Source organism: Flavobacterium xanthum (assembly GCF_900142695.1).
GTDB lineage: Bacteria > Bacteroidota > Bacteroidia > Flavobacteriales > Flavobacteriaceae > Flavobacterium > Flavobacterium xanthum.
The window spans coordinates 62,103-88,890 of record NZ_FRBU01000014.1 but is presented as its reverse complement, the minus strand read 5'-3'; the positions used below and the strand labels follow the sequence as shown (position 1 = coordinate 88,890).

Genomic DNA, 26,788 nt, shown 5'->3' with positions numbered 1-26,788 from the left:
ACCGGATTCCCAGTGTAAAAGTTTCATCTGATTATTATTTCGATTGATAAAAATGAACACTTCCCCACTATGTGCAACGCGTCCTAATTCATTGGTAACAAGACCACACAAACCATTAAAACTTTTGCGCATATCGCAAACTTTGGGGTAGAGCAAAAAGGTATGTGAACTACTAAGGCTAAACACTAATATAGGTTTACTAAAGCCGAAAGTTCACTTAAATTATCCGTATCCACTCGCAGCACAACTCCATTAGGGTATACGATTTCGTATTTGTTTTCTAAAGCGAAAACTGGTTTTTTCAGTGCAATAAAACCTCCGCTTTGTGCTTCTTCATTTTTGCTTTTTCGTATCCAATAGCTGAAGGTTCCTAATTTAATACCTGCTTGATCGCAATACGCTTGTTGTGAAAGTCCACTTTGTTTCCAAGATTCAACTCGGGATAACATAAATTCATTTTTATTCATGTCTAAATTGTTTAGAACAAAACTACTACCTTAGGTTAATCTAAAAAATATGGGGTTCGTCGGGCGGATACATTGGAAGCCATGTTTGTTAATAGGCCACACCATGTAAGTCATCTGTTTTCTAATCTTAAGTATGTTGTAATTGATGAGATACATTCCTTTATAGGATCGGGTAGGGGAGCTCAATTAAAATCTATTTTGTCAAGATTGCAGGATTTGAATTCAAAGAAATTTAATATAGTAGGATTATCAGCAACTATAGGAGATTATGAAGAGGCAAAGAAATTTACTGGAGATGTATTGCATACAAAAGTACTATTAGATAAAACATCTAAAGAAATAGAAACAGAGTTTAGATATTTTAAAAATGAAGGTATTGAACTGCCTTTAGATCTTTTAAAAGATTTGTACTTAGAAACCAGAAATAATAAAGTTCTGATTTTTCCCAATAGTAGGGGGCGTGCGGAAGAAGTAGCAGTTAAGCTTAAAAAGATTTCTGAAAAAGTAAAAGGACATACGAACTATTTTTCACATCATTCTTCCGTTGATAAAGAGGTAAGGGAATATGTAGAGCACTTTGCAAAGAGTAATAATAGACAAAATTTCTGTATATCCTGTACTTCTACATTAGAGCTAGGAATTGACATTGGTTCAGTTGATGAGGTCGTTCAAATAGATGCTACAAATAGTATTTCTTCCTTGATACAGCGTGTTGGTAGAAGTGGTAGACAAAATGGTGCAAAAAGTAATCTTTTTTTATATGCTACAGATAAATGGAGCTTATTGCAATCATTGGCTTGTTGGCAATTGTATAAAGAGAAATTTATAGAGCCTTCAGAGCCTATGAACCTTGTTTATGATATTTTGCTACATCAGTCGCTATCCATAACAAAAGGACATTCAGGTATTAAACTTGTGGATTTGATTAAGCAGTTAAATCATAATTTTGCTTTCAATGATATTGAAGTTTCTGACGTTGAAGAAATTTTAAATCATTTGATCGCAATAGACTTTTTGGAAAAATTAAAAGATGAGGTTATTATAGGAATAGAGGGTGAAAAAATCGTTAATAATAGGGATTTCTATAGCGCTTTTACCGTTGAAGATAATTTTAAAGTTGTAAGTGCAGGTAATAAAATAGGAGAAATTCCATTTTCACCACAAGTTAAAGAAGATGAGAATATTTTGTTAGCAGCTAAAATATGGAAAATTAAGTTTGTAGATTTTAAGGCAAAAAAAATAGAGGTAATCCCAACTAATGATGGTAAGAAACCTAAATTCTCTGGAGAGGGAGGTATTGTACATCCTGAAATCAGAAAAAAAATGCTTGAAATAATCTATCAAGATGAAATTTTTAGCGAGCTAGATCAAAACTCCTCAGAAGAACTAGAAAAGATGAGAAGAGAATTTTCTGTCTTTGATTTGCAAAATATTGAATCAGAAAGACTACTGCTGGTTTCAGAAAAGAAAGTCTTATTTTATACTTTTACAGGCACTAAAATAAACAGGACATTAAAGCTCCTTTTTGATGTAATTGAAATTAAAAATATTTTAGATGATAGAATAAGTATGTTTTATATCATGATCTCAAAAGAAGAGTTTCTGTCTAAATTAAATCTCATAAGCTCGAATATTGAGATTATTGACGAAATTGTCACAAAAGAACTAGAAAAGAATCCAGAGTCATTGACTTTATCTAAATGGGGTGTTTATTTGCCTGTAAAATTTCAGATTAGATTGATGAAGCAAAATTATTATGATATAAAACAAACTCAGGAATTTTTACATAATATTAATGGAATTGTGGAAAATTTATAGTTCTTGATAATATCATTTAATGTTTAAAAATAGATTTTATATATAAGTATTTCTAAATCAAAGAAAAATGAATCTATTAGAATTCAATTTTAGTAATATAGAGCAAGTTTTAATTTTTTATAAAAGTAAAACATTAAAAGATCTTCAGATCATCAAACCTAAATGGGCATATGGTCCAAATATTAAAGAAGTTTTTACATGATTTCAATGACGATTATGAAGTATTGCTAGTAAAAGCTGAAGAGCTTATTTCCAACGCCGAAATGTATGAAGTAAGTACGGAGGTTCTTTTTACTGGATCTGAAATTAATGATCGAAGAATTTCGAAAATTTTACATCGTTGGGATAATGATAAATTTATCGATCCACCAATTATTGGTGTATGCAAAATAAATTCCAATAAGGTTTTATTTTCAGATGGAAGGCATAGAGTAAAGGTGGCATATTTTTTAAAATACTTCCAAATTCCAGGTTTGATTTATAAACCTGATATTGATTGCATAAGTAAAATATTAAAGCTCACTTTGCCTTAAAATTTATTTGTTGTTGTGAGATGAATAAATCTATAAATAGTTTTTTTTATTAAATTTCCCTCAAAAATTTTCGGCTAAAAGCTTCAAATCTTCTAGTAAAAGGTTCGAATTTTGTACCATAAGGTTCACTTTAAACCGATACTTTTACTAGTATCGGTTTTTTTGTTTTTATAGTTCCTTAAACTCCTTTATTTATGGTATTTTTATAAAAAATAGATTGTATGCTTTCTTACTTCAAACTTCTCGTGCCTTTTTGTATTTTCTTTTGTTGCACTTCTTGTAAGTCTCAAGCCATTTTATCTGATAAACTAGAATTAAATAGTTCAGCAACTAATGACACCACATTTGTAAATTTGAAAGAGTACACTAGTGATTTTGTTTATGACATGAAGTACGCAACAGAAGATAATTTTCTAAAGACAAAAGTGTACGATTGTGCGGAATGTTTTTTAAGGTTAAAAACGGTAAAGGCACTTATTGAAGCCAATAAAAAATTCATAGAAAAAGGATATAAAATCAAAATTTTTGATTGTTACCGCCCTTTGGATATTCAAAAGAAAATGTGGACTATAGTTTCGAATCCAAAATATGTGGCAAATCCTGCAAAGGGTTCTATTCATAATAGAGGAGGAGCGGTAGATATTACTTTGGTAGATAGTAGCGGAACTGAGCTCGATATGGGTACCACATTCGATTTTTTTGGAATCGAAGCCAGTCATAACTATCCGAAAGTTTCAGAAGTAGTAAAACAAAATAGAATACTATTAAAAACCCTTATGACGAATAGTGGATTTAATTCTTTTGATTCCGAATGGTGGCATTACAATTTGAAGTCAGGTTTGAATGATAAAGTATCTAATGCTAAATGGGATTGCAAATAGAATCTTATTCTATACATTGTAGGTAATTAATGAAGTAGGTTTCCGGATTGTACACTTCATTTGTCAATTCTGATATAAACTCTTTTTTGAAGATGTAGTCTTCTGTGTCGGTCAAATATTTAATACGCATCATGGTAACGGGAGCTTTTTTTAATTCTTCAAAGCTTCCTTTCATAAACATGAAAACGCCAGAATTAATTCTGTTATCAAAACCTTTATCATCGCGCAATAGCGTTCCGCAATTTTCTTGATCCACATGCATTAATGTAATTATTTTTCCATTATTTAATTGTAAAAATAATTTAGAATTTTTATCAAAGCAATTTGCTTTCATAAAATCTTTGCTTTTTTGTAGCAGTTGTATGCTCAATGTTGGCATGCCATCTGTTAACGCAAGCGAACAAAAAATATAACTAGAATTTCCAGCAAATTTTTTCTCGCTAATCATGTATTCCTTGGTTGATTTGTATGTTCCAATGGAATCAATGACATTAGCGCTGTAATCACAAGGTTTTTGGGCAAATAGACTGCAGCTGAAAAGAAATAAGGCTAGAAGGAGCAAGTGTTTCATTTTATATTATTTTGGTGCAAATTAAAACTATTTTATGGTTATTCGAATCAGTTGTGAAAAAACAGTAATTCTTTCCTCCATCTTTGATTTTCCATTTTTTCCGAATACTTTCTACGCTATCCGGGAAATTACGGATTGTGATATTCGCTTGACTCTTTTCTAAATAATTTTTCATTTCCGTTTTGTTGTACGGCACTGTTTTCTCAATTACGAAAACACGCCCTGGAAAGGATACTAAGTTGTTTGAAGTATATAAATGCGAATGTTTGTGTAATTTGTTTACGTTGTAAAACAAGCTAACTTCATCAAATCCACCTGATTTCATGATAGCGCTATTGGGTTCGTATAGATACTTTTGAGGCAAACTAAAGTTTATGAATTTGGATTCTTCGTTCAAAATAAAATCAAATTTTTCTGTTTTATCCTTTAAAATATTTATGGTTTTAATACTAATATTGTTAGAATATCCTTTGTGTAATTCCCATAATAATTCTTTTACCTCATTTTCAATGGCAACAATATGAATTGTTTTTACATGTTGCAATTCAGATAATCCAGCTGAAATATCAAGAAGAGGTGCTGTTTTTATTAAAATCGCATTCGAATTTGTAAAATAAAAAGCTAGATTTTCTGGAACATTGGGCAAACAATCTTTGAGCATGAATACTTTTCCTTTTGAATCATTTCTCCTAGACGGATCAATATAAATCCAATTCCAGGTAGTTTTTAAAGCTTTTAAAGTGTCCATACTATCTGCGGAATGGCAAGTGATGTTGGGAATATTTAATTGTTTAAAATTATGTTGAACGATAGTTGATAATACTGGATTAATTTCGCAATGGGATACTTTTTCTATCTTTTTCGCAAAATAATAATCGTCTACTCCAAAACCTCCAGTTAAATCAATTAGAGATTTTCCTGATACAATTGAGGCTTTATAGGAAGCGGTTGTTTCAGATGATGTTTGTTCTATCGAAATTTTACTTGGATAAATTATATTTTTGGTTGCAAACCAAGTCGGTAGTTTGTTTTTTGCTTTTGTCTTTGCTTCTATTTGGCTCAAAACAGCAATCCAATTGGACTCTGGAAATGGATTTTTTTGAAGTGCTAACTTTGATATGTTTACACCAATAGTGTCATCTATAAAAGCTTGTATTGCTGGATTTAATAGCGCTGTGTCCACAATTAAATATCTTTAGTCAACAACATGATTATTTTGTTTTCAGGGAAGAATTCTTTACCAATGACCTTGATTATTGTATAAAGAGGAACTGCTACCACCATTCCAAGAATTCCAAAAAGGAAACCTGCAATAAGAATTACTAGGAAAATTTCCAAAGGGTGTGAGCTTACACTTTTAGAAAAAATGATGGGCTGAGAAAAGTTGTTGTCAATTATTTGAACAATCCAAAAACCGATTAAAACGTATATTGTTGTTGGTAAAATTTCAGATTGAAAATCACTTCCCAAATTACTTAGCATCGTCAAGATTGCTGCTAACAATGAAGCGATTAATGGTCCGATATAGGGGATGATGTTCAATACAGCACATAGAAAAGCAATAACAACCGCATTAGGTACTCCAAAAATAAACAGGACAATCATATATAAAATAAATACGATGAACAATTGAAGCAATAAGCCAATAAAATAACGCGACAACAAGTGATTTATTTTATCTAAAGAATGTAAGATTTGATCCTCATGGCTATTTGGAATTAATTTTTTGGCACCAACAATAAACATCAACCGGTCTTTTAAAAAGAAGAAGGTTATGAATAGAATCGATCCTAAAGCTACGCCCAAGCTACTAATGGTGTTTAAGAGCGTGTTTAAAAAATTAGGGATAAAGTTAAAGTTAACTTTTGAGGTGACATTAGCCTCCTTCAAAAGTTGTGCAGAATCAATTTGATGGCTGTCTAGGAAAACACTTATTTGCTCCATCAGTTGGACAATATCTTTTTCAATTTCTACCGTATTTAGTAAAGAAAGATTTTGTCCCTGCGATAAAACGAGCGGAACAAACATCATTATGAACCCGAAGATAATTAATATAAAAATGAACAAAACTAGTATTGTAGCAAAGATATGGTTGAATTTTAGCCGTCTTTTAAAAAAGTCTAAAATGGGATTTCCAATCAACGTCATTATAAACGATATTACCAGATATATTAAGACCGATTGAATTTGGTAAAAAAATAATAAAATTAAACCGCAGAAAGCTAAAGTCAATAGCGCTCTCAAAATACCGTTAGAAATCGTTTTTGATGTAATCATCTTTTATTTTTAGTTGGTAAATATAAAAAAAAACTCGCTAACAAGTAGCGAGTTTTGAATTCTTAAAAAACTAAAAAACTACAATCTGAAACTTGCTCTTGATCCACCAGAAACAAAAACGGCAGCCATTCTTGATTTTTGTCCATTAGAGAACATATACATTCCTCTATCGTCAGTATAATCCATGTAGTTCATTGTCATTTCTACTGGATTACCAGAACAAGTACTGTAGCTTGGATAAGCTGGAACTCCAGAGTTTGCTGCGTTGTGAGTAGGTGTATCAGAAACTAAATCACTACCACAAGTTGCATCACCCCAAATATGACGTAAGTTCATCCAGTGTCCAACCTCATGAGTTGCTGTTCTTCCTAAGTTGAAAGGGTAAACGGCTGTGCCAGTATTTCCTAAATATTTTGAATCAATTACAACACCATCAGTAGAAGATGATCCACCAGGAAATTGAGCATAACCTAAGATTCCACCACCAATAGTACAAGCCCAAAGGTTCATCCTAGTAGTTGGAGTAGTTGGAGCAATTCCGCCTTGAGAAGCAATTTTCATAGCGTCGTTAGTGCCCCAAGAAGTTTTTGTAGTAGCTTTTCTATAAACAGCTTCTAGTACAAAAGAGATTCCTACGTTCGCTTTTACACCTGAAAATAAAGAAGGAACTTGATTAAAATCCGAATTTGCTGCGTTAAAATCTTGATTTAAAACATCAATCTGGGATTGAATTTGTGCTAAGGAAATATTTTCAGCAGTAGTTCTGTAAAGAACATTCACTACAACTGGAATTTGAATTTTTCCATTTACTAAACGACCTGTCAACATTGCTTTTTGTGTGAATGCTTCAATTTCATTCATTCTTAACGCTAAAGATGGATCCGCCTTCATTTGTGCTGCTAGGACTTCTTGAGATGCGCAACCACGTTTTGCAATAGCATCTGCTGATGGAGCAATTTCTGTTGTGTCATTTTGACAAGAGAAAAGCATCAATAATGCTACAGCAGATAAGAGAATTTTTTTCATAATAAATTTGATATAAATTAATAGATTTGGTTAATTATTTAAAAGTAAATTTAGAAAATTTGTTACAATTGTAACTTTGGGATGCTAATTGTAAATACAACAGCTCAGCAAATAAATAACTGCTGAACGGCTACTGAATTAAGATTTACATAATTTGAGATGCTTTATAATTAGGTAAAAACGAAAGGAAATTATTTATCAATAAAAAGAGGTGACTATTGCTGCCACCTCTTTTTGTAATGTATGAAAGAAAATTATATTCCGAAACCAGCTCTTGCGCCACCTGAAACAAAAATTGCAGCCATCCTTGATTTTTGACCGTTAGTAAACATATACATTCCTCTATCGTCAGTATAATCCATATAGTTCATTGTCATTTCTACCGGAGTACCTGTACAAGTACTATAATGAGGGTAAGCCGGAACACTATAGTTAGCGGTATCGTGTGTTGGAGTATCAGAAACTAAATCACTTCCACAGTTTGCATCACCCCAAATGTGGCGTAAATTCATCCAGTGACCCACCTCGTGAGTAGCAGTTCTTCCTAAGTTATAAACTCCAGAAACTGTACCAGTACGTCCAAATGCATTATTATCCATAACTACTCCATCCGTTGCAGCTGATCCTCCAGGGAATTGAGCATAACCAAGAATACCACCTCCCAAATTACAAGACCACATGTTCAATACTGTAGTAGGTGTAGTAGGTGCAATTCCTTTGCTAGCGCTTTTCATCGCATCATTTGTTGAGAAAGAAGTTGTTCTTGTTGATTTTCTTACTACGTTTTGTAGTACAAATGTAATTCCAACATTGGCAGCAACACCAGAGAATAAGGCTGGAGTAGCGCTAAAATCAGAATTAGTAGCATTAAAATCTTCGTTTAAAACGTCTATTTGAGATTGAATTTGAGCTAAAGATATATTTTCTGCGGCTGTTCTGTACAACACGTTTACTACAACTGGAATTTCTACATTACCGTTTACTAAACGTCCAGATAGCATTGCTTTTTCAGTAAAAGATTCGATTTTGCTCATTCTTAAAGCTAAGGTTGGATCTGCTTTCATTTGTGCTGCAAGAACTTCTTGTGATGCACAACCACGTTTTGCTACAGCGCTGGTTTCTGGAGCTGTTTCTGTCGTGTCGTTTTGACAAGAGAAAAGCATTACTAATGCTGCTGCAGATAAAAGAATTTTTTTCATACTAAATTTGTTATAAATTAATAGATTTGGTTAATTATTTCACAATTCTATAACAATTATTTCACAAAAAAAATTAATGGTTGTTTTATTTTAAAAATAATTTCTAATCCTTTCATTTTACGGGTTTCCGTAATATTTAATATTTTTGTTTCAAAGTATTTTCTGATAGTTCATTTTCATTTTAATGTAAACAAATTTCTATTTTTTAGTTTTTTATGGAAGTAATTATACTTTTTTTTGTGAAATTATTTTAAAAAATACTAATTTTCACAACAGATAAAAACAGGAATGTTTAGTTAATTCAGCATTTTGTTAGACAAGTTTAGTCGTAGGGCTTGCATATGATGGGATTTTGGTACTTGATTTGTCTACTAATTCTTTGATTTTAAGTACAGCAAAAGATATTTTATTCTTAAATTTATGTTAAAATAAAAGCCTTAAAAGTTAATCTAAATGGGAGGGGAGTTTTACTTTTAAAAGCAGAAAAGCAAGCGCTGCAATCGAAATGAAGAATAGGGTAGCGAATAAAAAAAACGGCTAATTAGTAAAGAGATAACTAATAATATTGGCACCCATTTTTAAAGCTTTTTCACGAATATCTTTTGGATCATTATTTACTTCAGGATCTTCCCAGCCATCTCCTAAGTCACATTCATAAGTGTAAAGTAAAACGAGTTTTTCTTTGATAAAAATACCAAAAGCCTGTGGTCGTTTGCCATCGTGCTCATGTATTTTTGGCAATCCATTTGGAAATGAATAGGGTTTCTGAAAAATTACATGATTAGCAGGAATTTCTACTAAGTTGTTGTTTGGGAATATTTTTTTTATCTCTTTTTTAATATATTGATTCATTCCGTAATTATCATCAATATGTAGAAATCCACCCGCTAGCAAATAATTTTTTAGGTTACTTGTATCTGCATCGCTAAAAACAACATTTCCATGACCCGTCATGTGAACATAAGGATACGAAAATAAATCAGGGCTGCTAGGTTCGACAGTGGCCGGCTTTAATTTTATGCGGGTGTTAATATTGGTATTACAATATTTTATCAAGTTGGGGAGTGATGATGGGTTGGCGTACCAATCACCACCACCACTGTATTTCACTAAAGCAATTTCTTGTGAAAAAGCGGGTATGGACAAGAGTACCAAAAGATAAAATATTTTTTTCATGTAGTATATCCGTTATTCTTCGTTGATAAAGACTACGCTATGACAGGCAACGATGGCCGCCGTTTCTGTTCGTAATCTTGTATTGCCTAATGAAACAGGAATAAAGTCATTATTAAGCGCCATTGCGATTTCTTTTTCTGAAAAATCGCCTTCAGGACCTATTAGCATAGTTAGCTCTTGATTGGGTTTTAAAACTGATTTTAGAGTTCTTTTATCTGTTTCCTCGCAGTGAGCAATCATTTTTAAACCTTCTTGTTTAAGATTAATAAATTCCTTGAAAGTCACGGCATTATTTAATTTTGGAAGGTACACTTCATTGGATTGCTTCATTGCTGCCAAAAGGATTTTATCAAATCTTTTAATATTGATAACTTTTCGTTCGGAATGATCACAAATGATTGGGGTAATTTCATGTATACCAATTTCAGTGGCTTTTTCTAAAAACCATTCAAATCGATCGTTCATTTTAGTGGGAGCAACCGCTAAATGCAATCTAAATTTTGATGGAGGTGCTTTTTCAAATGAAATAATTTTAACCGTGCATTTACTGTCTGAGGCTAAGGTGATTTCAGTTGTAAATAAAAAACCTAAACCATTGGTAACATGCAGTATGTCAGTATCTTTTTTGCGCAGTACTTTGATGATGTGTCTGCTTTCTTCTTTATCAAAAGAAAAAATTTCAGTAGCTTCAGTAATAGTAGGACTGTAAAATAATTGCATAATTATAGTTGTATTCTTGCTTTAGAAACCACAGCTGAAGTTTCAAATGTTTGAGTTAAAAATTTTTGATAACCTACAATTCCAATCATTGCAGCATTGTCAGTGGTGTATTCAAATTTAGGAACAAAGGTTTTCCAGCCGTATTTGTTCTCGGCCTCTTTTAAAGTTTTTCGGATTCCTGAGTTGGCAGAAACTCCCCCGCCAATAGCGATTTGAGTTATTCCTGTTTCTTTCACGGCCAACTTTAATTTGTCCATCAAAATTTCAATAATCGTATGTTGAATAGAGGCGCAAATATCATCTCGGTTTTCTACAATGAAATTTGGATTTTCTGCTTTTTTCTTCTGTATAAAATATAAAATAGCGGTCTTTAAACCGGAAAAACTAAAGTCTAATCCAGAAACTTTAGGTTTTGTAAACACGAAAGCTTTTGGATTTCCTTCTTGTGCGTATTTATCAATTAAAGGACCTCCGGGATAGGGCAGACCTAAAATTTTGGCACTTTTATCAAACGCTTCACCTACGGCGTCATCAGTTGTTTCGCCTATAACAGTCATGTCAAAAAAGTGATCTACTTTAATAATTTGAGTATGTCCGCCGCTAATGGTCAAGGCTAGAAAGGGAAAGTCAGGTTTTTGATAGCCTTCTTCCTCTATGAAATGAGCTAAAACATGGGCTTGCATGTGGTTAACTGCAATCAACGGAATTTGCAGTGCTAACGCCATTGATTTGGCAAAAGAACTGCCAACTAAAAGTGATCCCATTAGCCCAGGACCTTGCGTGAAAGCAATTGCTGATAACTGTTCTTTTTGTATATTTGCTTTGCGGAGTGCTGCAGCAACTACGGGAACAATATTTTGTTGATGTGCACGGGAGGCTAATTCAGGAACTACGCCGCCATATTGAGTATGGATGAGTTGATTAGCCACAACATTTGACAGTACTTTGTCGTTGTGTAAAACGGCAGCGGCAGTATCATCACAGGAACTTTCGATGGCAAGAATAAAAACCTCGGAATTTTGCATAAAAAGGCACAAATTTTGAATTACATTTGACGGGTCAATGATAGAAAAAATATTTTTTTAAAGTACAAAATTAAAGAATTTTTATCAAAGGGCCCCGTTTCTAAAGGCAAAATACAGTAGTGAAAAATTTAAATAGTAAATAGGTATCAAAAAAGTTATAAAAATAGTACTTCGTTCCCTGCTTGGGCTAATCCTACTTTTGCTAGTTCTTGCTATCGCACTCACTTTGCCAGCTGTTCAAACTAGAATTGCACATTATTTTACGAACAGTATTAATAAAGATTTTGGGACAAATATTGCTATTGATGGGGTTGCAATTTCTGTTTTTGGAGGAATAAAATTCAAAAAAGTATTGATTCGCGATCATCGTAAAGACACTTTAATTTATTCTGAAAGAATACAAACTACTATTTTGGAAGGAAAAAAATTATTGGATGGTGATTTAATTTTTGACGGATTGGATTTACATGGGTTAATTTTTAACTTAAAAACGTATAAAAACGAAAAAGAATCAAACCTTGATAAATTCATTAAAGCATTCGAAACTGGAAAACCGTCCAGCAGAAAATTTTTGCTTAAAGCGAACAAACTTCAAATCTTTTCTGGACATTTTATGCTGACTGATGAAAATCGGGAGATTCCAAAAGAGTTAGATTTTACAAAGCTGAATGCTTCTGTAACGGATTTTAAAATATTTGGTCCTGATGTTACAACCGATATAAACAAGATGTCATTTCTAGATTTTAGAGGTTTGTATGTTAAAAATTTAAAATCAAAATTCACTTATTCGAAAAAAAATATAAAGCTCGAAAAGTTAGACTTATTAACGAAAGAATCCACCTTAGTAGGAACGGTTTTATTGAATTATAAAATAGAAGATTTTTCTAATTTTACAGATAAAGTTCTTTTTGATATCAAATTGAATTCGGCTTCTATAGCTTCGAACGATATTCGTTATTTTTATAAAGAAATTGGTAAAAACCAACATTTTTACGTTAAAGCAAGTATCAAAGGGACACTTAACGATTTGAAATTTAAAGATCTGGAATTAGTAGATGATCGTAAGACCCAAATAATTGGAGATATTAATTTTAAAAATCTTTTTGCTAAAAAGGGGCAAAAATTCTCCATGTATGCCAAATTTGATAAATTAACTTCTAGTTACGAGGATTTGATTGTAATTCTGCCTAATATTTTGGGTAATAAATTACCGACTTCCTTAAAAAAACTAGGAAGATTTTCCGCTTCAGGATCTTCCAATGTTTCCACTACCGCAGTCGAAGCAGATTTTTCTATGAGCACTGCATTAGGGAAAGTAACTTCAAAATTAGCCATTCAAAATATCAACGTAATTGATAAAGCTTCTTATTTAGGAAATGTAATTTTAGAAAATTTTGACATTGGAACTTTATTGGATCAAAAAGAAGTTGGTCGGGTAAGCTTAAATATTGATGTAGACGGAAAGGGTTTTAAACAAAAATATTTAAAAACTGCTATCAAAGGGGATATTAGTCAAATTGAGTACAATACTTATAATTATTCTAATATCGTGGTGAATGGAACACTAGAAAGTCCAAATTATAAAGGTCAAATAGAGATTAATGATCCCAATTTAACTATGACATTTGATGGTTTATTGGATTTAAGCAAAAAAGACAGTCGCTATGATTTTCATATTATTGTTGAAAATGCAGATTTGAACAAACTAAAATTAATAAAAGACTCGGTTTCCGTATTTAGAGGTGATGTTGTGGTTCAGGCTTCAGGAAATAACATCGAGAATTTTCAAGGAAATGTTTATATCAACAAAACCTCTTATCAAAATGCGAAGGACACCTATAATTTTGATGATTTTGCGATAAATTCTGTTTTTGATCAAAATAGAATACGAACGATAACTGTCAATTCTCCAGATATTGTGCAAGGAGAAATTGTGGGTAAATATGAATTCAATCAACTGGAAAATTTAGTAAAAAATTCTTTAGGAAGTCTTTATACTAATTTTAAGCCAAGCAAGGTTAAAAAAGGACAGTTCCTTAAATTTAATTTTTCCATCTATAATAAAATAATCGAAATATTTTATCCTGAAATTTCAATAGGAGCTAACACCATTGTTAAAGGAAATATCAACTCAGATAATCAGGAATTTAAACTCAACTTTGATTCGCCCCAAATTAAAGCATCAAATACGACATTTGACAATATTAGAGTTTCAGTTGACAACAAAAATCCTCTTTATAATGCCTTTATTGAGCTCGATAGCATCAAAACAAAATATTATAAAATACGAGATTTTAGTTTGATAAATGTTACGATGAAGGATACATTATTCTTTCGTTCCGAATTTAAAGGCGGTCCAAATGCAGAAGACTATTACAATCTGAATTTATACCATACGATAAATAAGGATAATAACAATGTTGTGGGCATTAGCAAATCAGAAATTAAATTCAAGGACTATTTGTGGTTTTTAAATGAAAATGAAACTCCAGATAATCAAATTGTTTTTGATAAGTCATTTAAAAATTTTAATATCGATAATATAATTCTATCCCATGAAGATCAGTCGATTTCATTAGCGGGGGTTTTTAAGGATACAACCATAAAGGACTTGAAATTGAGTTTTAAAGATGTCAATTTAAACCAGATTACGCCTACGAATAATAAGTTTGTTTTGCAGGGAAATATTAATGGAGAAGTTGATTTCAAACAGAATAACGATGTTTATCAACCTACGGCTTCGATAGTGATTGATAATTTAGATGTAAATAAAACCCCTTTAGGAACTTTAAATTTTGATATAGAAGGAGATGAAAATCTGAAAAAGTTTACTATCAATTCCAATTTAGAAAATGAAAATATTGAAGCATTTAATGCCAATGGGAGTTTTGAAATCGTAAATAAAGAGACAATCCTTGATTTAAAATTAAAATTCGAAAAATTTAATATTGCCACATTAAACTCGCTCGGTGGAGAAGTATTGTCTAATATTAGAGGTTCCATTTCAGGTAATTCTACCATAGAAGGCAATCTCAAAAAACCGAACATCAATGGTCGCCTTTTCTTAGATAATGCAGGTATAACCATTCCCTATTTGAATGTAGATTATGGATTAGGTGATAATACAATTATAGACTTAACAGATGAGCGATTCTTATTTAGAAATAATACCTTGACTGATACTAAATATGGAACTAAAGGTAGCTTAAATGGAAATATTGAGCACAATAATTTTACAGATTGGAAATTAGATTTAACAATTAATTCCAAACGATTATTAGCCTTAGACACAAAAGATAGTGAAGATGCAGCCTATTATGGAACCGCCTTTATAGATGGTACTGCTACGATTAAAGGACCTACGAATTCTTTATTTATAAAAGTAGAGGCTAAATCAGAGAAAGGCACAGCTATAAAAATTCCCATTAACAATGCGGAGAGTGTAAGTGATAATATCTTTATCCATTTTGTAACAGCTAAAGAAAAATACAATTTACAGAATGGCATTGTTGATAACACCAGGAACTACAACGGACTCGAACTTGAATTTGATTTTGATATTACCCCAGATGCAGAAGTAGAAGTGATTCTGGATCGCAATACCGGTCACGGAATGAAAGGGAAAGGATTTGGGTCGTTATTATTTAAAATCAATACATTAGGAAAATTCAACATGTGGGGAGATTTTCAGGCTTATGAGGGAACCTATAACTTTAAATACGGAGGACTTATTGATAAGAAATTCGAAGTAAAAAAGGGAGGGTCAATCACTTGGGAAGGTAATCCCATGAAAGCGCAGTTAAACCTAGAGGCCATTTATAAAACATCAGCAAATCCAGCAGTTTTATTAGATAATGCATCCTTCAATACCAAAGTTCCAGTGGAAGTTGTCATAGGAGTTCGTGGAGATTTAACCAGTCCGGAGCCCGATTTTAACATCGAATTTCCAACAGTGAGTAATGTATTAAAATCAGAGATTCAATACAAACTAAACGATAAAGATGTTAGACAAACACAAGCTTTGTATTTGCTATCTTCGGGTGGTTTCTTAAGCCCCGAAGGAGTTAACCAATCTGATTTTTCCGGTAGTTTATTTGAGACTGCCTCAAGTATTTTAGGCGGAATCATACAATCCGATGACGAAAAGTTTAAGGTTGGGTTAAATTTTATTGGTGCAGATCGAAGAATTGGAAAAGAAACTGATGGAAGGTTCGTTGCCACAATTTCTTCTAAAATTAATGATAGAGTGACTATTAATGGTAAACTGGGAGTTCCTTTTGGAGGAATAAATGAGTCTGCAATTGTAGGTGATGTGGAAGTTCTATTTCGAGTTAATGAAGACGGAACGCTAAATCTAAGACTTTTTAATAAAGAAAATGATATTAATTATGTTGGTCAAGGGATTGGATATACGCAAGGTTTAGGGGTTTCTTATGAGGTAGATTTTGATACTTTCAAAGAATTTGTAAATAAGATTTTTAAGAATCTAAAATTTGATAAAGTAACAACTCCTGCGTCCGAAGATCAAGATTCCAACTTATCTCCAGACTACATTAATTTTACAAAATCTAAGAAAACCTCTACTACAAAAATTAAAAAAAATCAAGAAGGCTTAATTCCTGAAGAAAATTAAGCTTCAAAAGTAGCTTCTGGCTCGATTTAAAACAATGTCCTTTCATTCATAACTACTTTTAATATCCTATAAAAGAATTAGTAGGGATACCAAATGGAATGGAAAAGTGCGCATACAACAAATTAATTTTCCTATACCTGGCTTTGACCCACTATTATTACCTTTTAGTGAGGATTTGAGGCCATTAGTGGTTGGTATTTTTTACTATTTAAACTATTTGGTTTGGACTTCCAGACCTTTAGGTTGTAGGTAGATCTTTAATTGTCAGTACGGCGAAAATCAAACTACTCTTTTTTACACTGTTGCTTTTGTCAATTGATAATTCCACTAGATTATTTGGGACTTTACAATTATTTGAATTTATAGAAGAAGCCATATAAAAAAACGATGGTGATAGTTGTCTCATTAGCAACGTTAAATTTATGTGCTCGCATTTTGGGTAGGTTTACTGCTAGTTTTTAATGCGTAAAGTACGGTTTGGAATAAATCTGGTTTGTGACAAAAGTCACAAGGGGTTAGTTTTAAAAAAATTAATATTGGTAATTATAAAATTCTAAAAACTAAGAACTTATGTCTAATCATTTTCAAATACTCATAATTGGTGGGGGAAATGCGGGAATATCCGTTGCCTCTCAATTACTGCACAAAAGAAGTAATTTAACTATTGGAATTGTTGATCCTTCGGAAAAACATTATTATCAGCCGGCGTGGACTTTAGTAGGAGCCGGTATTTTTGATATTAAAAAAACAGTTCGCAATGAAAAAGAGGTTATTCCTAAAAACACGACTTGGATTAAAGAGGCAGTTGCTACATTTGATCCCACAGGAAATAAAGTTATTTGCAACTCTGGAAAAGAAATTACCTATGAGTATCTGATTGTTTGTCCAGGAATTCAGTTGGATTGGTATAAAATAAAAGGATTGAAAGAAACGCTAGGGAAGAATAATGTAAGCAGTAATTACGATTTTAATTCGGCTCCATACACTTGGGAAATGATAAAAAATTTTAAAGGGGGTATAGCCGTTTTTACGAATCCATCAACACCTATAAAATGTGGTGGCGCTCCACATAAAATCATGTATTTGGCGGTAGATTATTGGCGTAAAAAAGGTATTTTAGAGCAATGCGATGTTCATTATATTTCGGGATCAAATGCTATTTTTGGAGTTCCTGAATACAAAGCTACATTAGAAAAAGTTTTGGAAAAGGGTAATATCAAAGTACATTATAACGCCAATACAGTTGCTATTAATGGGCAGAGCAAAACAATTGAATTTGAAACTACGGCCACACCAATTGCTATTAAACAATCACTATCAAAATCAGATGCTGCTTGTTATAGCATCAATGAAACAACCGACGCTAATGTGAATACGAGTACTACTGTTACGTTAAACTTTGATTTGTGTCACGTGGTACCCCCGCAATCAGCACCGGATTTTATCAAAAATAGCCCCTTACGTGATGCATCAAATCCTCTAGGGTATGTTGAGATTGATAAAAACACGATGCAACATATTCGGTTTTCAAATGTTTTTGCCCTAGGTGATTGTACCAATGCACCCTGCAGTAAAACTGGAGCGGCAATCCGTAAACAAGCGCCCGTTGTCGTTACAAATTTATTAGAAGTAATGGATAAAAAGATTCTAACGGCTCATTATGATGGCTATAGTGCTTGTCCTATTCCTACCCAATACGGAAAGTTAATGTTAGCAGAATTTGATTATTCTAACAAACCCCAGATGACATTTCCTTTCGATCAGGCCAAACCAAGATGGACGATGTGGATCCTGAAAACCAAAATTCTGCCGTGGTTGTATTGGAATAAAATTCTCAAAGGAACTGCTTAATATTTAATATGCTATTGTCCGATTTTAAATATTTGATTATGGTCTACTAGCCAAAAGTCTGCTTTATTAAACTTTTTCAACACGTATAAAAACCATTCTAACAGGATGGTTTTTTTATGTTTCATCCTCATTAATTTTTCTATGTGACATTTGTCACATACTGTATTTACTCATAAAATAGTTATTTTTCCATGATAATTATCACACAAGTTGGAATAGGTTGCACCTAATTTTGCTTTGTTAAAATTCGAAAAAATAGTATTTATTTAAAAACTCTTGATTATGAAAATAGAACAAATTTACACAGGATGTATTGCTCATGCAGCTTATTATATTGAAAACAATGGTGAGGCAGCAATTTTTGATCCCTTACGCGAGGTTCAACCTTACATTGACAGAGCGTTTAAGGATAATGCTAAAATAAAATACGTTTTTTTAACTCATTTCCATGCTGATTTCGTCTCTGGACATTTGGATTTAGCTAGTAAAACGAATGCTAAAATTGTTTACGGTCCAACAGCCAAGCCTGCCTATGAAATTATTTCAGCTACTCATGGACAGGTGTTTGAAGTCGGAAATTATAAAGTTAAAGTTATTCATACCCCGGGACATACCATGGAAAGCACGACCTACTTGCTCATTGACGAAAATGGAAGAGAACATGGCATTATCACTGGAGATACTTTGTTCATTGGGGATGTTGGGCGACCGGATTTAGCGCAACATGTTATTGCAGAGTTAACGCAAGATAAATTAGCGCGTCATCTGTTCCATTCGTTGAGAGAAAAAATAATGCCTTTGTCAGATGACTTAATTGTATATCCAAATCATGGTGCGGGTTCAGCATGTGGTAAAATGATGAGCAAGGAAACCACCGATACTTTAGGAAACCAAAAGAAAACCAATTATGCTTTGAATCCAAAAATGAGCGAAGATGAATTTGTTACGGCTGTTTTGACGGGTTTAACTGCTCCTCCTGCCTATTTTCCTGCCAATGTTTTAATGAATATTAAAGGATATGAAAGTTTAGACGCTGTGATGAAGAAAGCAAAAACACCGTTAAATCCAATTGAATTTGAGGCTACTGCAAATGAAACAAGAGCATTAATTCTAGATACAAGAACTGCCGAGGAATTTGCGAAAGGTTTTATTCCAAACAGTATTAATATTGGTTTAGATGGAAATTTTGCAATGTGGGTTGGCGAAATGATTTCTGATATAAAACAAGAAATTTTATTGGTTACCACTTTGGGAAACGAAGAGGAAAGTATGGTACGATTATCTCGTATAGGGTATGACCATACCATTGGTTACTTGGAAGGGGGATTTGCTTCGTGGAAGAACAAAGGTTTTGAAACCGATACTATTGATCGAATTACTACTGAAGAACTCGAAAAAAGTATCAATTTTGCGGAAACTCCGATTTTTGATGTAAGGAAAAAAAGTGAATTTTTATCAGAACATTTAATAGGGGCAACTAATGTTCCGCTAAACGAAATAAACAGTCATCTTGCTGAATTTCCAAAAGACAAGAAATTTATTTTGCATTGTGCAGGAGGGTATCGCAGTATGATTGCTGCATCTATTTTAAAACAGCGGGGTTGGGATAATTTTGTTGATGTTGTTGGCGGGTTTGAAGCAATCAAAAATACCAATCTCCCAAAGACAGATTATGTGTGTCCAACTACCTTATTATAAAAATATAGCCTATCTATTTTTATCCAAACGCTACCTATAAAGTAGCGTTTTTTTTGCTGTTAATTTTTGTTCCGCCAGTGTATTCAATATGCTAAATAATACCAGCTCTTAAGGAAATTTTTTTAAAATTAATTGTGATGATTGTCTTTTTCTCCCAATTTTAGAATGCTCAATAACGCATAGTATAGTGCTATTATCGAAAAGTACTTCTTACACTATTTAAATTTTTTTTGGCATTGAAACATGAAATTATTCCTAAATTCTGAATCATAAATAATGTGGGGGACTGACTTTTTTTTAATTAAAAAACAGACGAATTGTTAATTGTTAAATAAAAGTTGGCTATTTTTCATTTTTGTTAAATAAAATTCAATTTATTTAGGAAATACAAAAACTTATTAACGAAAACGTTTGAATTTAGAATAGTTTCCTAATTTATTAAAAACGCGACCTTGAAAGTGGGTAATGTTTGCTAATTTTACACTTTAATACTTTAAATAATGCCAAAAACAATAAAAAAAGTTGGCGTTCTAACTTCGGGAGGTGACTCACCAGGTATGAATGCTGCTATTCGGTCAGTTGTTCGAACTTGTGCTTATCATCATATAGAATGTATCGGAATTTATAGAGGGTATCAAGGAATGATTGAAGGTGACTTCAAGGAAATGGGACCTCGAAGTGTAAATAACATTGTAAATAAAGGGGGGACGATTTTAAAATCAGCTCGATCTTTAGAATTTAAAACTCCAGAAGGCAGAAAAAAAGCACATGAAAATCTACTTAAATCAGGAATTGACGCTTTAGTGGTAATTGGTGGTGATGGAACGTTTACCGGAGGTTTGCTATTCAATACCGAATTTAATTTTCCAGTAATGGGGATTCCAGGTACAATTGACAATGATATTTTTGGAACAAGTCACACCTTAGGATATGATACTGCTTTGAATACCGTTGTGGATGTAATTGATAAAATTAGAGACACTGCAAGTTCTCATAATCGCCTTTTCTTTGTTGAGGTTATGGGTAGAGATGCGGGTCATATTGCTTTGAATGCAGGAATTGGTGCTGGTGCCGAAGAAATTCTTATACCCGAAGAAGACTTAGGTTTAGACCGATTATTAGAATCTTTACAAAAAAGCAAGGCATCAGGAAAATCGTCCAGTATAGTTGTTATCGCCGAAGGAGATAAAATTGGTAAAAATGTATTTGAATTAAAAGATTACGTAGAAGCCAACTTACCCGAATATGATGTTAGAGTTTCTGTATTAGGACACATGCAACGTGGCGGATCACCTTCTTGTTTCGACAGAGTTCTAGCGAGTAGATTAGGAGTGAAAGCGGTAGAATCCTTGTTAGAGGGGAAATCTAATTATATGGTTGGCTTGCAAAATGATAAAGTTTCATTGACCCCTTTAGAACAAGCAATTAAAGGAAAAACAATGATTGATAGAGAATTATTAAGAGTTTCAGACATTATGTCTACATAAGTGGTTAAAGTTTATTGTGAGGAAATTAGACTTTAGGTTGAGTTAATAGAAATAAACAAAAAAATTAAAGTAATATGTCAAAAGTAAAATTAGGAATAAACGGATTTGGAAGAATTGGAAGAATTGTATTCAGAGAGTCTTACAATAGAGATAATGTAGAGGTAGTTGCAATTAATGATTTATTAGATGTTGATCATTTAGCTTACTTATTAAAATATGATTCAGTACACGGTCGTTTTAATGGAACCGTTGAAGTTAAAGAAGGAAAATTATACGTAAACGGAAAAAATATCCGCATTACTGCTGAAAGAAATCCTGCCGATTTGAAATGGAATGAAGTTGATGTTGATGTAGTTGCTGAATGTACTGGTTTTTTTACCACAATTGAAACAGCAAATGAGCACATCAAAGGTGGTGCTAAAAAAGTAATTATTTCTGCACCTTCAGCTGATGCTCCTATGTTTGTAATGGGTGTAAACCATGAAACTGCTAAAGCTTCTGACGTAATCGTTTCTAATGCTTCTTGTACTACTAACTGTTTAGCTCCTTTGGCTAAAGTTATTAATGATAATTTTGGAATTGTGGAAGCGTTGATGACTACCGTTCACGCTACTACCTCTACTCAAATGACAACGGACGGTCCTTCAAAAAAAGACTGGAGAGGTGGACGTGCTGCTTCAGTAAACATTATTCCTTCTTCAACTGGTGCTGCAAAAGCAGTAGGAAAAGTGATTCCTGAATTAAATGGAAAACTAACGGGTATGGCTTTCCGCGTTCCTACAACAGATGTTTCTGCAGTAGATTTAACCGTAAAAGTGGCTAAAGAGACATCTTACGAAGAAATCATGGCGGTATTAAAAACTGCTTCTGAAACTACAATGAAAGGGATTCTAGGCTATACTGAAGATTTAGTAGTTTCTCAAGATTTTGTATCGGATCCTAGAACTTCAATTGTAGATGTACATGCCGGAATTGGGTTGAACTCTACTTTCTTCAAAATCATATCTTGGTATGATAACGAATATGGTTATTCTAGCAAATTGATTGATTTATCTGTGCACATTGCAGGTTTAAAATAATTCTTTATATTTACAAATCCCGTTAAATTAAGTTTGACGGGATTTTATTTTTTGTTACTTTTTTGAAGAAGCGTTTTCAGTTAAACTCATTTTTTAAATTAGATAGCTCCAAAACCAAAAAACCAAAAAAAAATGAGATTAATAGTTGATAGTGGTTCTACAAAAGCCGATTGGATTGCAATAGATGATGAGGGTAAAATATTGTTTACTACACAAACTTTAGGCTTGAATCCTGAAGTGCTTGAAGCAAATGAGATCATAGACCGTCTAAATGATCGTTTTGATATTTTGCAGAATAAGAAAAACGCAAGCCATCTGTTCTTTTATGGAGCAGGTTGTGGTACTGAAAAAATGAAAATTACTCTTTCTCAGGTTTTTCAAACTTATTTTTCTAATGCCATTATCGATGTTAAGGAAGATACGTATGCTGCTGTTTATGCAACTACCCCAAAAGGCGAAAAAGCGATTGTTTCCATTTTAGGAACAGGATCTAACTGTAGCTATTTTGATGGGAAAGAATTGCATCAAAAAGTACAATCCTTGGGTTATATTGCCATGGATGATTGCAGTGGAAACGTTTTTGGTAAAGAATTAATTAGAAAATATTATTTCAATAAAATGCCAAAAGAACTGGCAGTCGAATTTGAAAAAGAATACGATTTAGATCCAGACGCTATAAAAAGCAAATTGTACAAAGAGCCGAATCCAAATGCTTACTTGGCGACTTTTGCCAAGTTTTTAATTCAACATAAAGAAACAGAGTTTTGTAGAAAAATTATCTTCAAAGGCATGAAATCTTTTGTCAAAAATTATATTAAACAATATGATAATTGCAAAGAGGTTCCGGTGCATTTTGTTGGTTCTATTGCCTTTTACTTGAAAGAAGAACTACAAGAAACATTTGATAAATACGAATTGCAATTAGGCAATGTCCTAAGAAGACCAATCGATGGATTGATTGCTTATCATATTAAGAACAAGTAATTTTTTAAAAGTTGCTTTAAACTCAAAATCACTACTAGTTTACTCGATTCAAGTAAAATAGTAGTGATTTTTTTATTTCAATGTAGCATAGTTATCTCAAAGCTGAAAATACTACTAGGCTATTTAATTGATTAAAGAATCGCAATCATTGAAATTTCTACATTCACATTTTTTGGCAGACAGGCCACTTGAACTGTTTCGCGTGCTGGAGCTGTTTTTTCATCAAAATAAGAGCCATAGACTGTATTTATTTTTGCAAAATCATTCATATCCATTATAAAGATGGTTGTTTTGACCACGTTCTCAAATGTCATTCCGGCAGCTTCTAAAACTGCTTTCATATTTTGCATTACTTGTTCTGTCTCGATTTCAATAGTAGTAGTAACTAATTCTCCTGTTGTAGGGTTGATCGCAATTTGTCCAGAGGTATAAAGGGTGTCTCCCTTAAGAACTGCTTGGTTGTAAGGACCGATGGGTGCCGGTGCTTTTTCTGTAAAAATTATCTTTTTCATAAAAGGCATATCGTTATAATTTCTAATTTTATAGTTCGTACTTGTTTTGAAACGCTTTATCGGTTGATGACGCTTCGTTTGTCCCATTTGATGTCGCTAAGCACACCAGATTTTATTCCAATGAAGAATCCCCAGTTAGCATTGGTACCAAAAGGTGACCAGTTAAAATCCATTCTCCAGCTTAACAAATCTCTCTCAAATCGCAGTTGTGTGAAAGTAACTCCATTTTGTACAAAATCATAGCCCGTAGAGACACCAGCTTTCCATTTAGGAGTGATGTCTGCATTAGCAGATATCATAATAGAATTCCCAATTATTTTGTTTTCCCGGTTGTTGTTTCCGTAGGTCAAGGAATAGGCAAAGGTCATATCCCACGGTAATTTAGAGTTAAAGAATTCTGAAATTTTATCTTCCACTTCACTGTTTTCTTCTTCATCAAACTGGCTTCTTCGGCTGTCTCCTAAGTCTGTATTTGTTCCAAATAAATCATCTTCACGACCACCATTTCGTTGACTTAATGAGTTCTTGTCCTTTTTTATTTTGTCTTTCCCGGTACTAGCGATTGAATAGTTAAGCGTCATATTAGAACTAGTCATTCTAAAAAGACTTCCTCCATTGTCTATATTGAATACATTAATTCGTCTGCCAGAATTGTCAATGGCGTAAGGGTCTAATGTCGCACCAAAATTGACATTCATTTTGTTGTCCAGTAACGTGGTACCGCCACTAACTCTTACTGGTGAAAAAGCGAGGGAGGTTACGCCATCAGCATCCAGATTGTAACTTGTGGAAAGATTTAAATTATTTAGCAACATGATTTTTTTTGGTTCAACTTTAGTACTGTCTCGGTCAGTAACTTTTGCTTCAAAAGTGTTGCTTAAATCAAAGCCTAAAGTATTGGCGTTACTTAAACCTGGAGCCCCGTAAATTCCATTTTCAAATCGGGAATACTGCTGTATCATGGTACCGCTGGCATCAGAAGCATAGGTGTCATAATATTTCTCAAAACTAGGAGTATATCCGTAGGAAGCAGAAGGTCTCATGACATGTCGTATTGATTTAATTTTCTTGTCTTTACCAAAATTAAATGTTCCATAAATAGTAGTTCCCACACTAGAGGAGAAGGAATACGTTCTGAAAGCGTCAAATCCATTGATTGTTTTATCAACTACTTTGCTTTGGTCCGTATCATAGCTTCTTTCAATTGTTTTGGTATACCATATTTCCTCATAATTTACAGCCGTTGATGCGCTGAAATATTTAAACAACTTGAAATTGGTGCTTAAGGGAATACTATGTTGAAAACCAATTTTTGCATCTCGGAACATTTGTGGTTTAAAGAATAAAGAATCGGTGGTAACAATGCTGTTTCTTCCGTTCAAATTGTATTGTAAATTGATGTTTTTGATAAAACCTTTTCGCACTCCATCTTTTCCTACAAATGGATAAATTCGATCCACACTCAATTGCAGTGTTGGCAAAGTCATATTTATTTCTTCGGTTTGCGTATTTTGGGAGTGGGTTGCAGTCAAAGACATTCGTACTTGAGGTACCGTAGTAAAAGTTTTAGAATAGGATACGGAGGAACTTAAGGTATTATTTAAGTTTGAACCAATATTGACCTGATTAATGGATTGCTGGAAGTATTTGCTACTCCCTAAATTCACAGAAGCTGAAAAACTTGAATTAGGATTCGATTTGGAATCCCTGGAATGGGACCACTGGATATTATAAATATTTTGTTTCAAATAATCGGGATAGCCTCTTTCACTGGTGATTAAATTTTCGAATCGAATATTTAAATTACCCACAAAATTGTATCTTTTGGCGTAAGAAGATTCAAACCGCAAGCCATAACTTCCATTGGTATAATAATCACCTAAAACGGTTAAGTCATAATTATCGCTTAAAGCAAAATAATAACCTAAGTTTTGGAGTGAAAATCCCCTGTTGTTAGAATCATTATAACTGGGTAAAATGAGTCCTGAAATACTGGTTTCTTTACTCATTGGAAAAAAAGCAAACGGTAGAGCTATAGGTGTAGGAACGTTTGCGATAACCATGTTCGTTAATCCAGTAACAACCTTTTTACCAGGAATAAACTTTACTTTATTTGTTTGAAAATAATATTCCGGATTGTCCACATCTTTTGAAGTGGTGAATCGGGCTCCTTTTAAAAAATAAACGGAATCATTTTCTTTTTTGGTGACGGCAGCTTTTATTTTGAATTCTCCTTGTTCAGATCTTGAATTCCAGATTAACGCTTTTTTTGTTTTAAAATTAAAACGAATAGAATCGGGTTCAATAACGTTAGCGCCTTGCTTAAAATTTGGAAATTGGGTAAATGTACCGGTAGAATCTTTTATGCGGCCAGCATATACTTCATTTTTCTCATAATTCATGACAATGATACCGGACTTTAACTCAATATCCTGATAGTATAATTCTGCTTGGTCATAAAGCGTAATGGTTTTTTTCTTCTGGTCAATTTTAGCATACTTATCTGCTTTGTACTTTACCTTGCCATCCAAAAAAGCTTTTTTAGGTTTAATACTGTCAATTTTTATTGTATCACTTTGCTTTTGAACTACTAAAACGGGAGTTTTAATACTATCAACAATTGGTTTTGCGCTATCTGCCTGTTTGTTAGCGGGTATAACAGTCTTTTTTTTTGATATATCTTGAGAATATAACTTACCAGAACCTATTGACAGGAAAATTGATAATAAAACGATATTAAATAAGTTTGTATGCAAAGGTTTAAATGCTATTTTTGTAAAAGTATGGCCTGTTTTTTGACATGTCAAACTTACATATTATTTTTTGTCAAAAATAGTCAAATAAATAAATT

General features: G+C 32.9%; 21 protein-coding genes. 9 read left to right on the top strand and 12 right to left on the bottom strand.

The window, feature by feature from the left end; genetic code table 11:
* Positions 1 to 186: IS66 family insertion sequence element accessory protein TnpB (gene tnpB / locus BUC11_RS17355; RefSeq protein WP_394332905.1), on the bottom strand; the 186-nt coding region annotated here is incomplete at its 3' end.
* Positions 186 to 467 carry an IS66 family insertion sequence element accessory protein TnpA gene (gene tnpA, locus BUC11_RS07940; RefSeq protein ID WP_073353117.1) on the bottom strand — a complete coding sequence of 94 codons (282 nt, stop codon included), beginning with the start codon at positions 465 to 467 and terminating at the stop codon, positions 186 to 188. The genes tnpA and tnpB, both read right to left, overlap by 1 nt.
* An 81-nt stretch (positions 468 to 548) precedes the next feature.
* On the opposite strand from tnpA, the gene BUC11_RS07935 reads away from it, so the two are divergent.
* From BUC11_RS07935 to BUC11_RS07925, 3 genes are all read left to right on the top strand, one after another.
* A complete protein-coding gene (locus tag BUC11_RS07935; RefSeq protein WP_084129563.1) occupies positions 549 to 2,285 on the top strand; it encodes a helicase-related protein in 1,737 nt (578 codons plus the stop codon).
* A 170-nt stretch (positions 2,286 to 2,455) separates the two neighbouring features.
* Positions 2,456 to 2,818 (top strand): hypothetical protein, encoded by a 363-nt coding sequence (locus tag BUC11_RS07930; RefSeq protein ID WP_073353116.1) that lies wholly within the window; start codon positions 2,456 to 2,458, stop codon positions 2,816 to 2,818.
* Positions 2,819 to 3,039: 221 nt separating this feature from the next.
* Positions 3,040 to 3,699, top strand: coding sequence for a M15 family metallopeptidase (locus BUC11_RS07925; RefSeq protein WP_073353115.1), 660 nt, complete (start codon positions 3,040 to 3,042; stop codon positions 3,697 to 3,699).
* Positions 3,700 to 3,703: 4 nt separating this feature from the next.
* On the opposite strand, the gene BUC11_RS07920 is transcribed toward BUC11_RS07925, so the two are convergent.
* The 8 genes from BUC11_RS07920 to tsaD all read right to left on the bottom strand — a co-directional run bounded on the left by BUC11_RS07920 (position 3,704) and on the right by tsaD (position 11,693).
* The gene (locus tag BUC11_RS07920; protein WP_073353114.1) at positions 3,704 to 4,270 is read right to left on the bottom strand and encodes a hypothetical protein; all 567 of its coding nucleotides are present in this window, start codon (positions 4,268 to 4,270) and stop codon (positions 3,704 to 3,706) included.
* A gap of 1 nt (position 4,271) precedes the next feature.
* On the bottom strand, positions 4,272 to 5,453 hold the full coding sequence (locus BUC11_RS07915; RefSeq protein WP_073353113.1) for a THUMP-like domain-containing protein: 1,182 nt from the start codon (positions 5,451 to 5,453) through the stop codon (positions 4,272 to 4,274).
* A gap of 2 nt (positions 5,454 to 5,455) precedes the next feature.
* The gene (locus BUC11_RS07910; protein ID WP_073353112.1) at positions 5,456 to 6,547 is read right to left on the bottom strand and encodes an AI-2E family transporter; all 1,092 of its coding nucleotides are present in this window, start codon (positions 6,545 to 6,547) and stop codon (positions 5,456 to 5,458) included.
* Positions 6,548 to 6,625: 78 nt separating this feature from the next.
* Positions 6,626 to 7,573, bottom strand: coding sequence for a zinc metalloprotease (locus BUC11_RS07905; protein WP_073353111.1), 948 nt, complete (start codon positions 7,571 to 7,573; stop codon positions 6,626 to 6,628).
* A 254-nt stretch (positions 7,574 to 7,827) separates the two neighbouring features.
* A complete protein-coding gene (locus BUC11_RS07900) occupies positions 7,828 to 8,772 on the bottom strand; it encodes a zinc metalloprotease (protein WP_073353110.1) in 945 nt (314 codons plus the stop codon).
* A gap of 537 nt (positions 8,773 to 9,309) precedes the next feature.
* On the bottom strand, positions 9,310 to 9,948 hold the full coding sequence (locus tag BUC11_RS07895; protein ID WP_073353109.1) for a DUF4159 domain-containing protein: 639 nt from the start codon (positions 9,946 to 9,948) through the stop codon (positions 9,310 to 9,312).
* Between the two features lie 12 nt (positions 9,949 to 9,960).
* Entirely contained in the window at positions 9,961 to 10,668 is a 708-nt protein-coding gene (locus BUC11_RS07890; RefSeq protein ID WP_073353108.1) for a 16S rRNA (uracil(1498)-N(3))-methyltransferase, read from the bottom strand.
* A gap of 2 nt (positions 10,669 to 10,670) precedes the next feature.
* Entirely contained in the window at positions 10,671 to 11,693 is a 1,023-nt protein-coding gene (gene tsaD, locus BUC11_RS07885) for a tRNA (adenosine(37)-N6)-threonylcarbamoyltransferase complex transferase subunit TsaD (RefSeq protein WP_073353107.1), read from the bottom strand.
* A gap of 199 nt (positions 11,694 to 11,892) precedes the next feature.
* Between tsaD and BUC11_RS07880 the strand changes: the two genes are divergently transcribed.
* The 6 genes from BUC11_RS07880 (at position 11,893) to BUC11_RS07855 (ending at position 23,425) form a co-directional block, all read left to right on the top strand.
* On the top strand, positions 11,893 to 16,326 hold the full coding sequence (locus tag BUC11_RS07880; RefSeq protein WP_073353106.1) for a translocation/assembly module TamB domain-containing protein: 4,434 nt from the start codon (positions 11,893 to 11,895) through the stop codon (positions 16,324 to 16,326).
* A gap of 570 nt (positions 16,327 to 16,896) precedes the next feature.
* Positions 16,897 to 18,177, top strand: coding sequence for an NAD(P)/FAD-dependent oxidoreductase (locus BUC11_RS07875; protein ID WP_073353105.1), 1,281 nt, complete (start codon positions 16,897 to 16,899; stop codon positions 18,175 to 18,177).
* A 282-nt stretch (positions 18,178 to 18,459) separates the two neighbouring features.
* Positions 18,460 to 19,875 (top strand): MBL fold metallo-hydrolase, encoded by a 1,416-nt coding sequence (locus BUC11_RS07870; RefSeq protein ID WP_073353104.1) that lies wholly within the window; start codon positions 18,460 to 18,462, stop codon positions 19,873 to 19,875.
* Positions 19,876 to 20,375: 500 nt separating this feature from the next.
* Positions 20,376 to 21,362: a 6-phosphofructokinase gene (gene pfkA / locus BUC11_RS07865; RefSeq protein WP_073353103.1), complete on the top strand. Its 987-nt coding sequence runs from the start codon at positions 20,376 to 20,378 to the stop codon at positions 21,360 to 21,362.
* A gap of 74 nt (positions 21,363 to 21,436) precedes the next feature.
* On the top strand, positions 21,437 to 22,441 hold the full coding sequence (gene gap / locus BUC11_RS07860) for a type I glyceraldehyde-3-phosphate dehydrogenase (protein ID WP_073353102.1): 1,005 nt from the start codon (positions 21,437 to 21,439) through the stop codon (positions 22,439 to 22,441).
* Between the two features lie 132 nt (positions 22,442 to 22,573).
* A complete protein-coding gene (locus BUC11_RS07855; RefSeq protein ID WP_073353101.1) occupies positions 22,574 to 23,425 on the top strand; it encodes an N-acetylglucosamine kinase in 852 nt (283 codons plus the stop codon).
* A gap of 131 nt (positions 23,426 to 23,556) precedes the next feature.
* Here the strand turns inward: BUC11_RS07855 and BUC11_RS07850 are convergent, their stop codons facing one another.
* Positions 23,557 to 23,937, bottom strand: coding sequence for a RidA family protein (locus tag BUC11_RS07850; protein ID WP_073353100.1), 381 nt, complete (start codon positions 23,935 to 23,937; stop codon positions 23,557 to 23,559).
* Between the two features lie 56 nt (positions 23,938 to 23,993).
* Complete coding sequence (locus BUC11_RS07845) at positions 23,994 to 26,744, bottom strand: putative LPS assembly protein LptD (protein ID WP_073353099.1); 2,751 nt, start codon at positions 26,742 to 26,744, stop codon at positions 23,994 to 23,996.
* Positions 26,745 to 26,788 lie beyond the last annotated feature (44 nt).

Coding starts and splice junctions, on each gene's coding strand:
- BUC11_RS07870 (WP_073353104.1), top strand. CDS start 18,460: ATGAAAATAGAACAAATTTACACAGGATGTATTGCTCATGCAGCTTAT.
- BUC11_RS07900 (WP_073353110.1), bottom strand. CDS start 8,772: ATGAAAAAAATTCTTTTATCTGCAGCAGCATTAGTAATGCTTTTCTCT.
- BUC11_RS07875 (WP_073353105.1), top strand. CDS start 16,897: ATGTCTAATCATTTTCAAATACTCATAATTGGTGGGGGAAATGCGGGA.
- tsaD (WP_073353107.1), bottom strand. CDS start 11,693: ATGCAAAATTCCGAGGTTTTTATTCTTGCCATCGAAAGTTCCTGTGAT.
- BUC11_RS07895 (WP_073353109.1), bottom strand. CDS start 9,948: ATGAAAAAAATATTTTATCTTTTGGTACTCTTGTCCATACCCGCTTTT.
- gap (WP_073353102.1), top strand. CDS start 21,437: ATGTCAAAAGTAAAATTAGGAATAAACGGATTTGGAAGAATTGGAAGA.
- BUC11_RS07905 (WP_073353111.1), bottom strand. CDS start 7,573: ATGAAAAAAATTCTCTTATCTGCTGTAGCATTATTGATGCTTTTCTCT.
- BUC11_RS07855 (WP_073353101.1), top strand. CDS start 22,574: ATGAGATTAATAGTTGATAGTGGTTCTACAAAAGCCGATTGGATTGCA.
- BUC11_RS07935 (WP_084129563.1), top strand. CDS start 549: ATGTTTGTTAATAGGCCACACCATGTAAGTCATCTGTTTTCTAATCTT.
- BUC11_RS07850 (WP_073353100.1), bottom strand. CDS start 23,937: ATGAAAAAGATAATTTTTACAGAAAAAGCACCGGCACCCATCGGTCCT.
- BUC11_RS07920 (WP_073353114.1), bottom strand. CDS start 4,270: ATGAAACACTTGCTCCTTCTAGCCTTATTTCTTTTCAGCTGCAGTCTA.
- pfkA (WP_073353103.1), top strand. CDS start 20,376: ATGCCAAAAACAATAAAAAAAGTTGGCGTTCTAACTTCGGGAGGTGAC.
- BUC11_RS07910 (WP_073353112.1), bottom strand. CDS start 6,547: ATGATTACATCAAAAACGATTTCTAACGGTATTTTGAGAGCGCTATTG.
- BUC11_RS07925 (WP_073353115.1), top strand. CDS start 3,040: ATGCTTTCTTACTTCAAACTTCTCGTGCCTTTTTGTATTTTCTTTTGT.
- BUC11_RS07890 (WP_073353108.1), bottom strand. CDS start 10,668: ATGCAATTATTTTACAGTCCTACTATTACTGAAGCTACTGAAATTTTT.
- tnpA (WP_073353117.1), bottom strand. CDS start 467: ATGAATAAAAATGAATTTATGTTATCCCGAGTTGAATCTTGGAAACAA.
- BUC11_RS07930 (WP_073353116.1), top strand. CDS start 2,456: ATGGTCCAAATATTAAAGAAGTTTTTACATGATTTCAATGACGATTAT.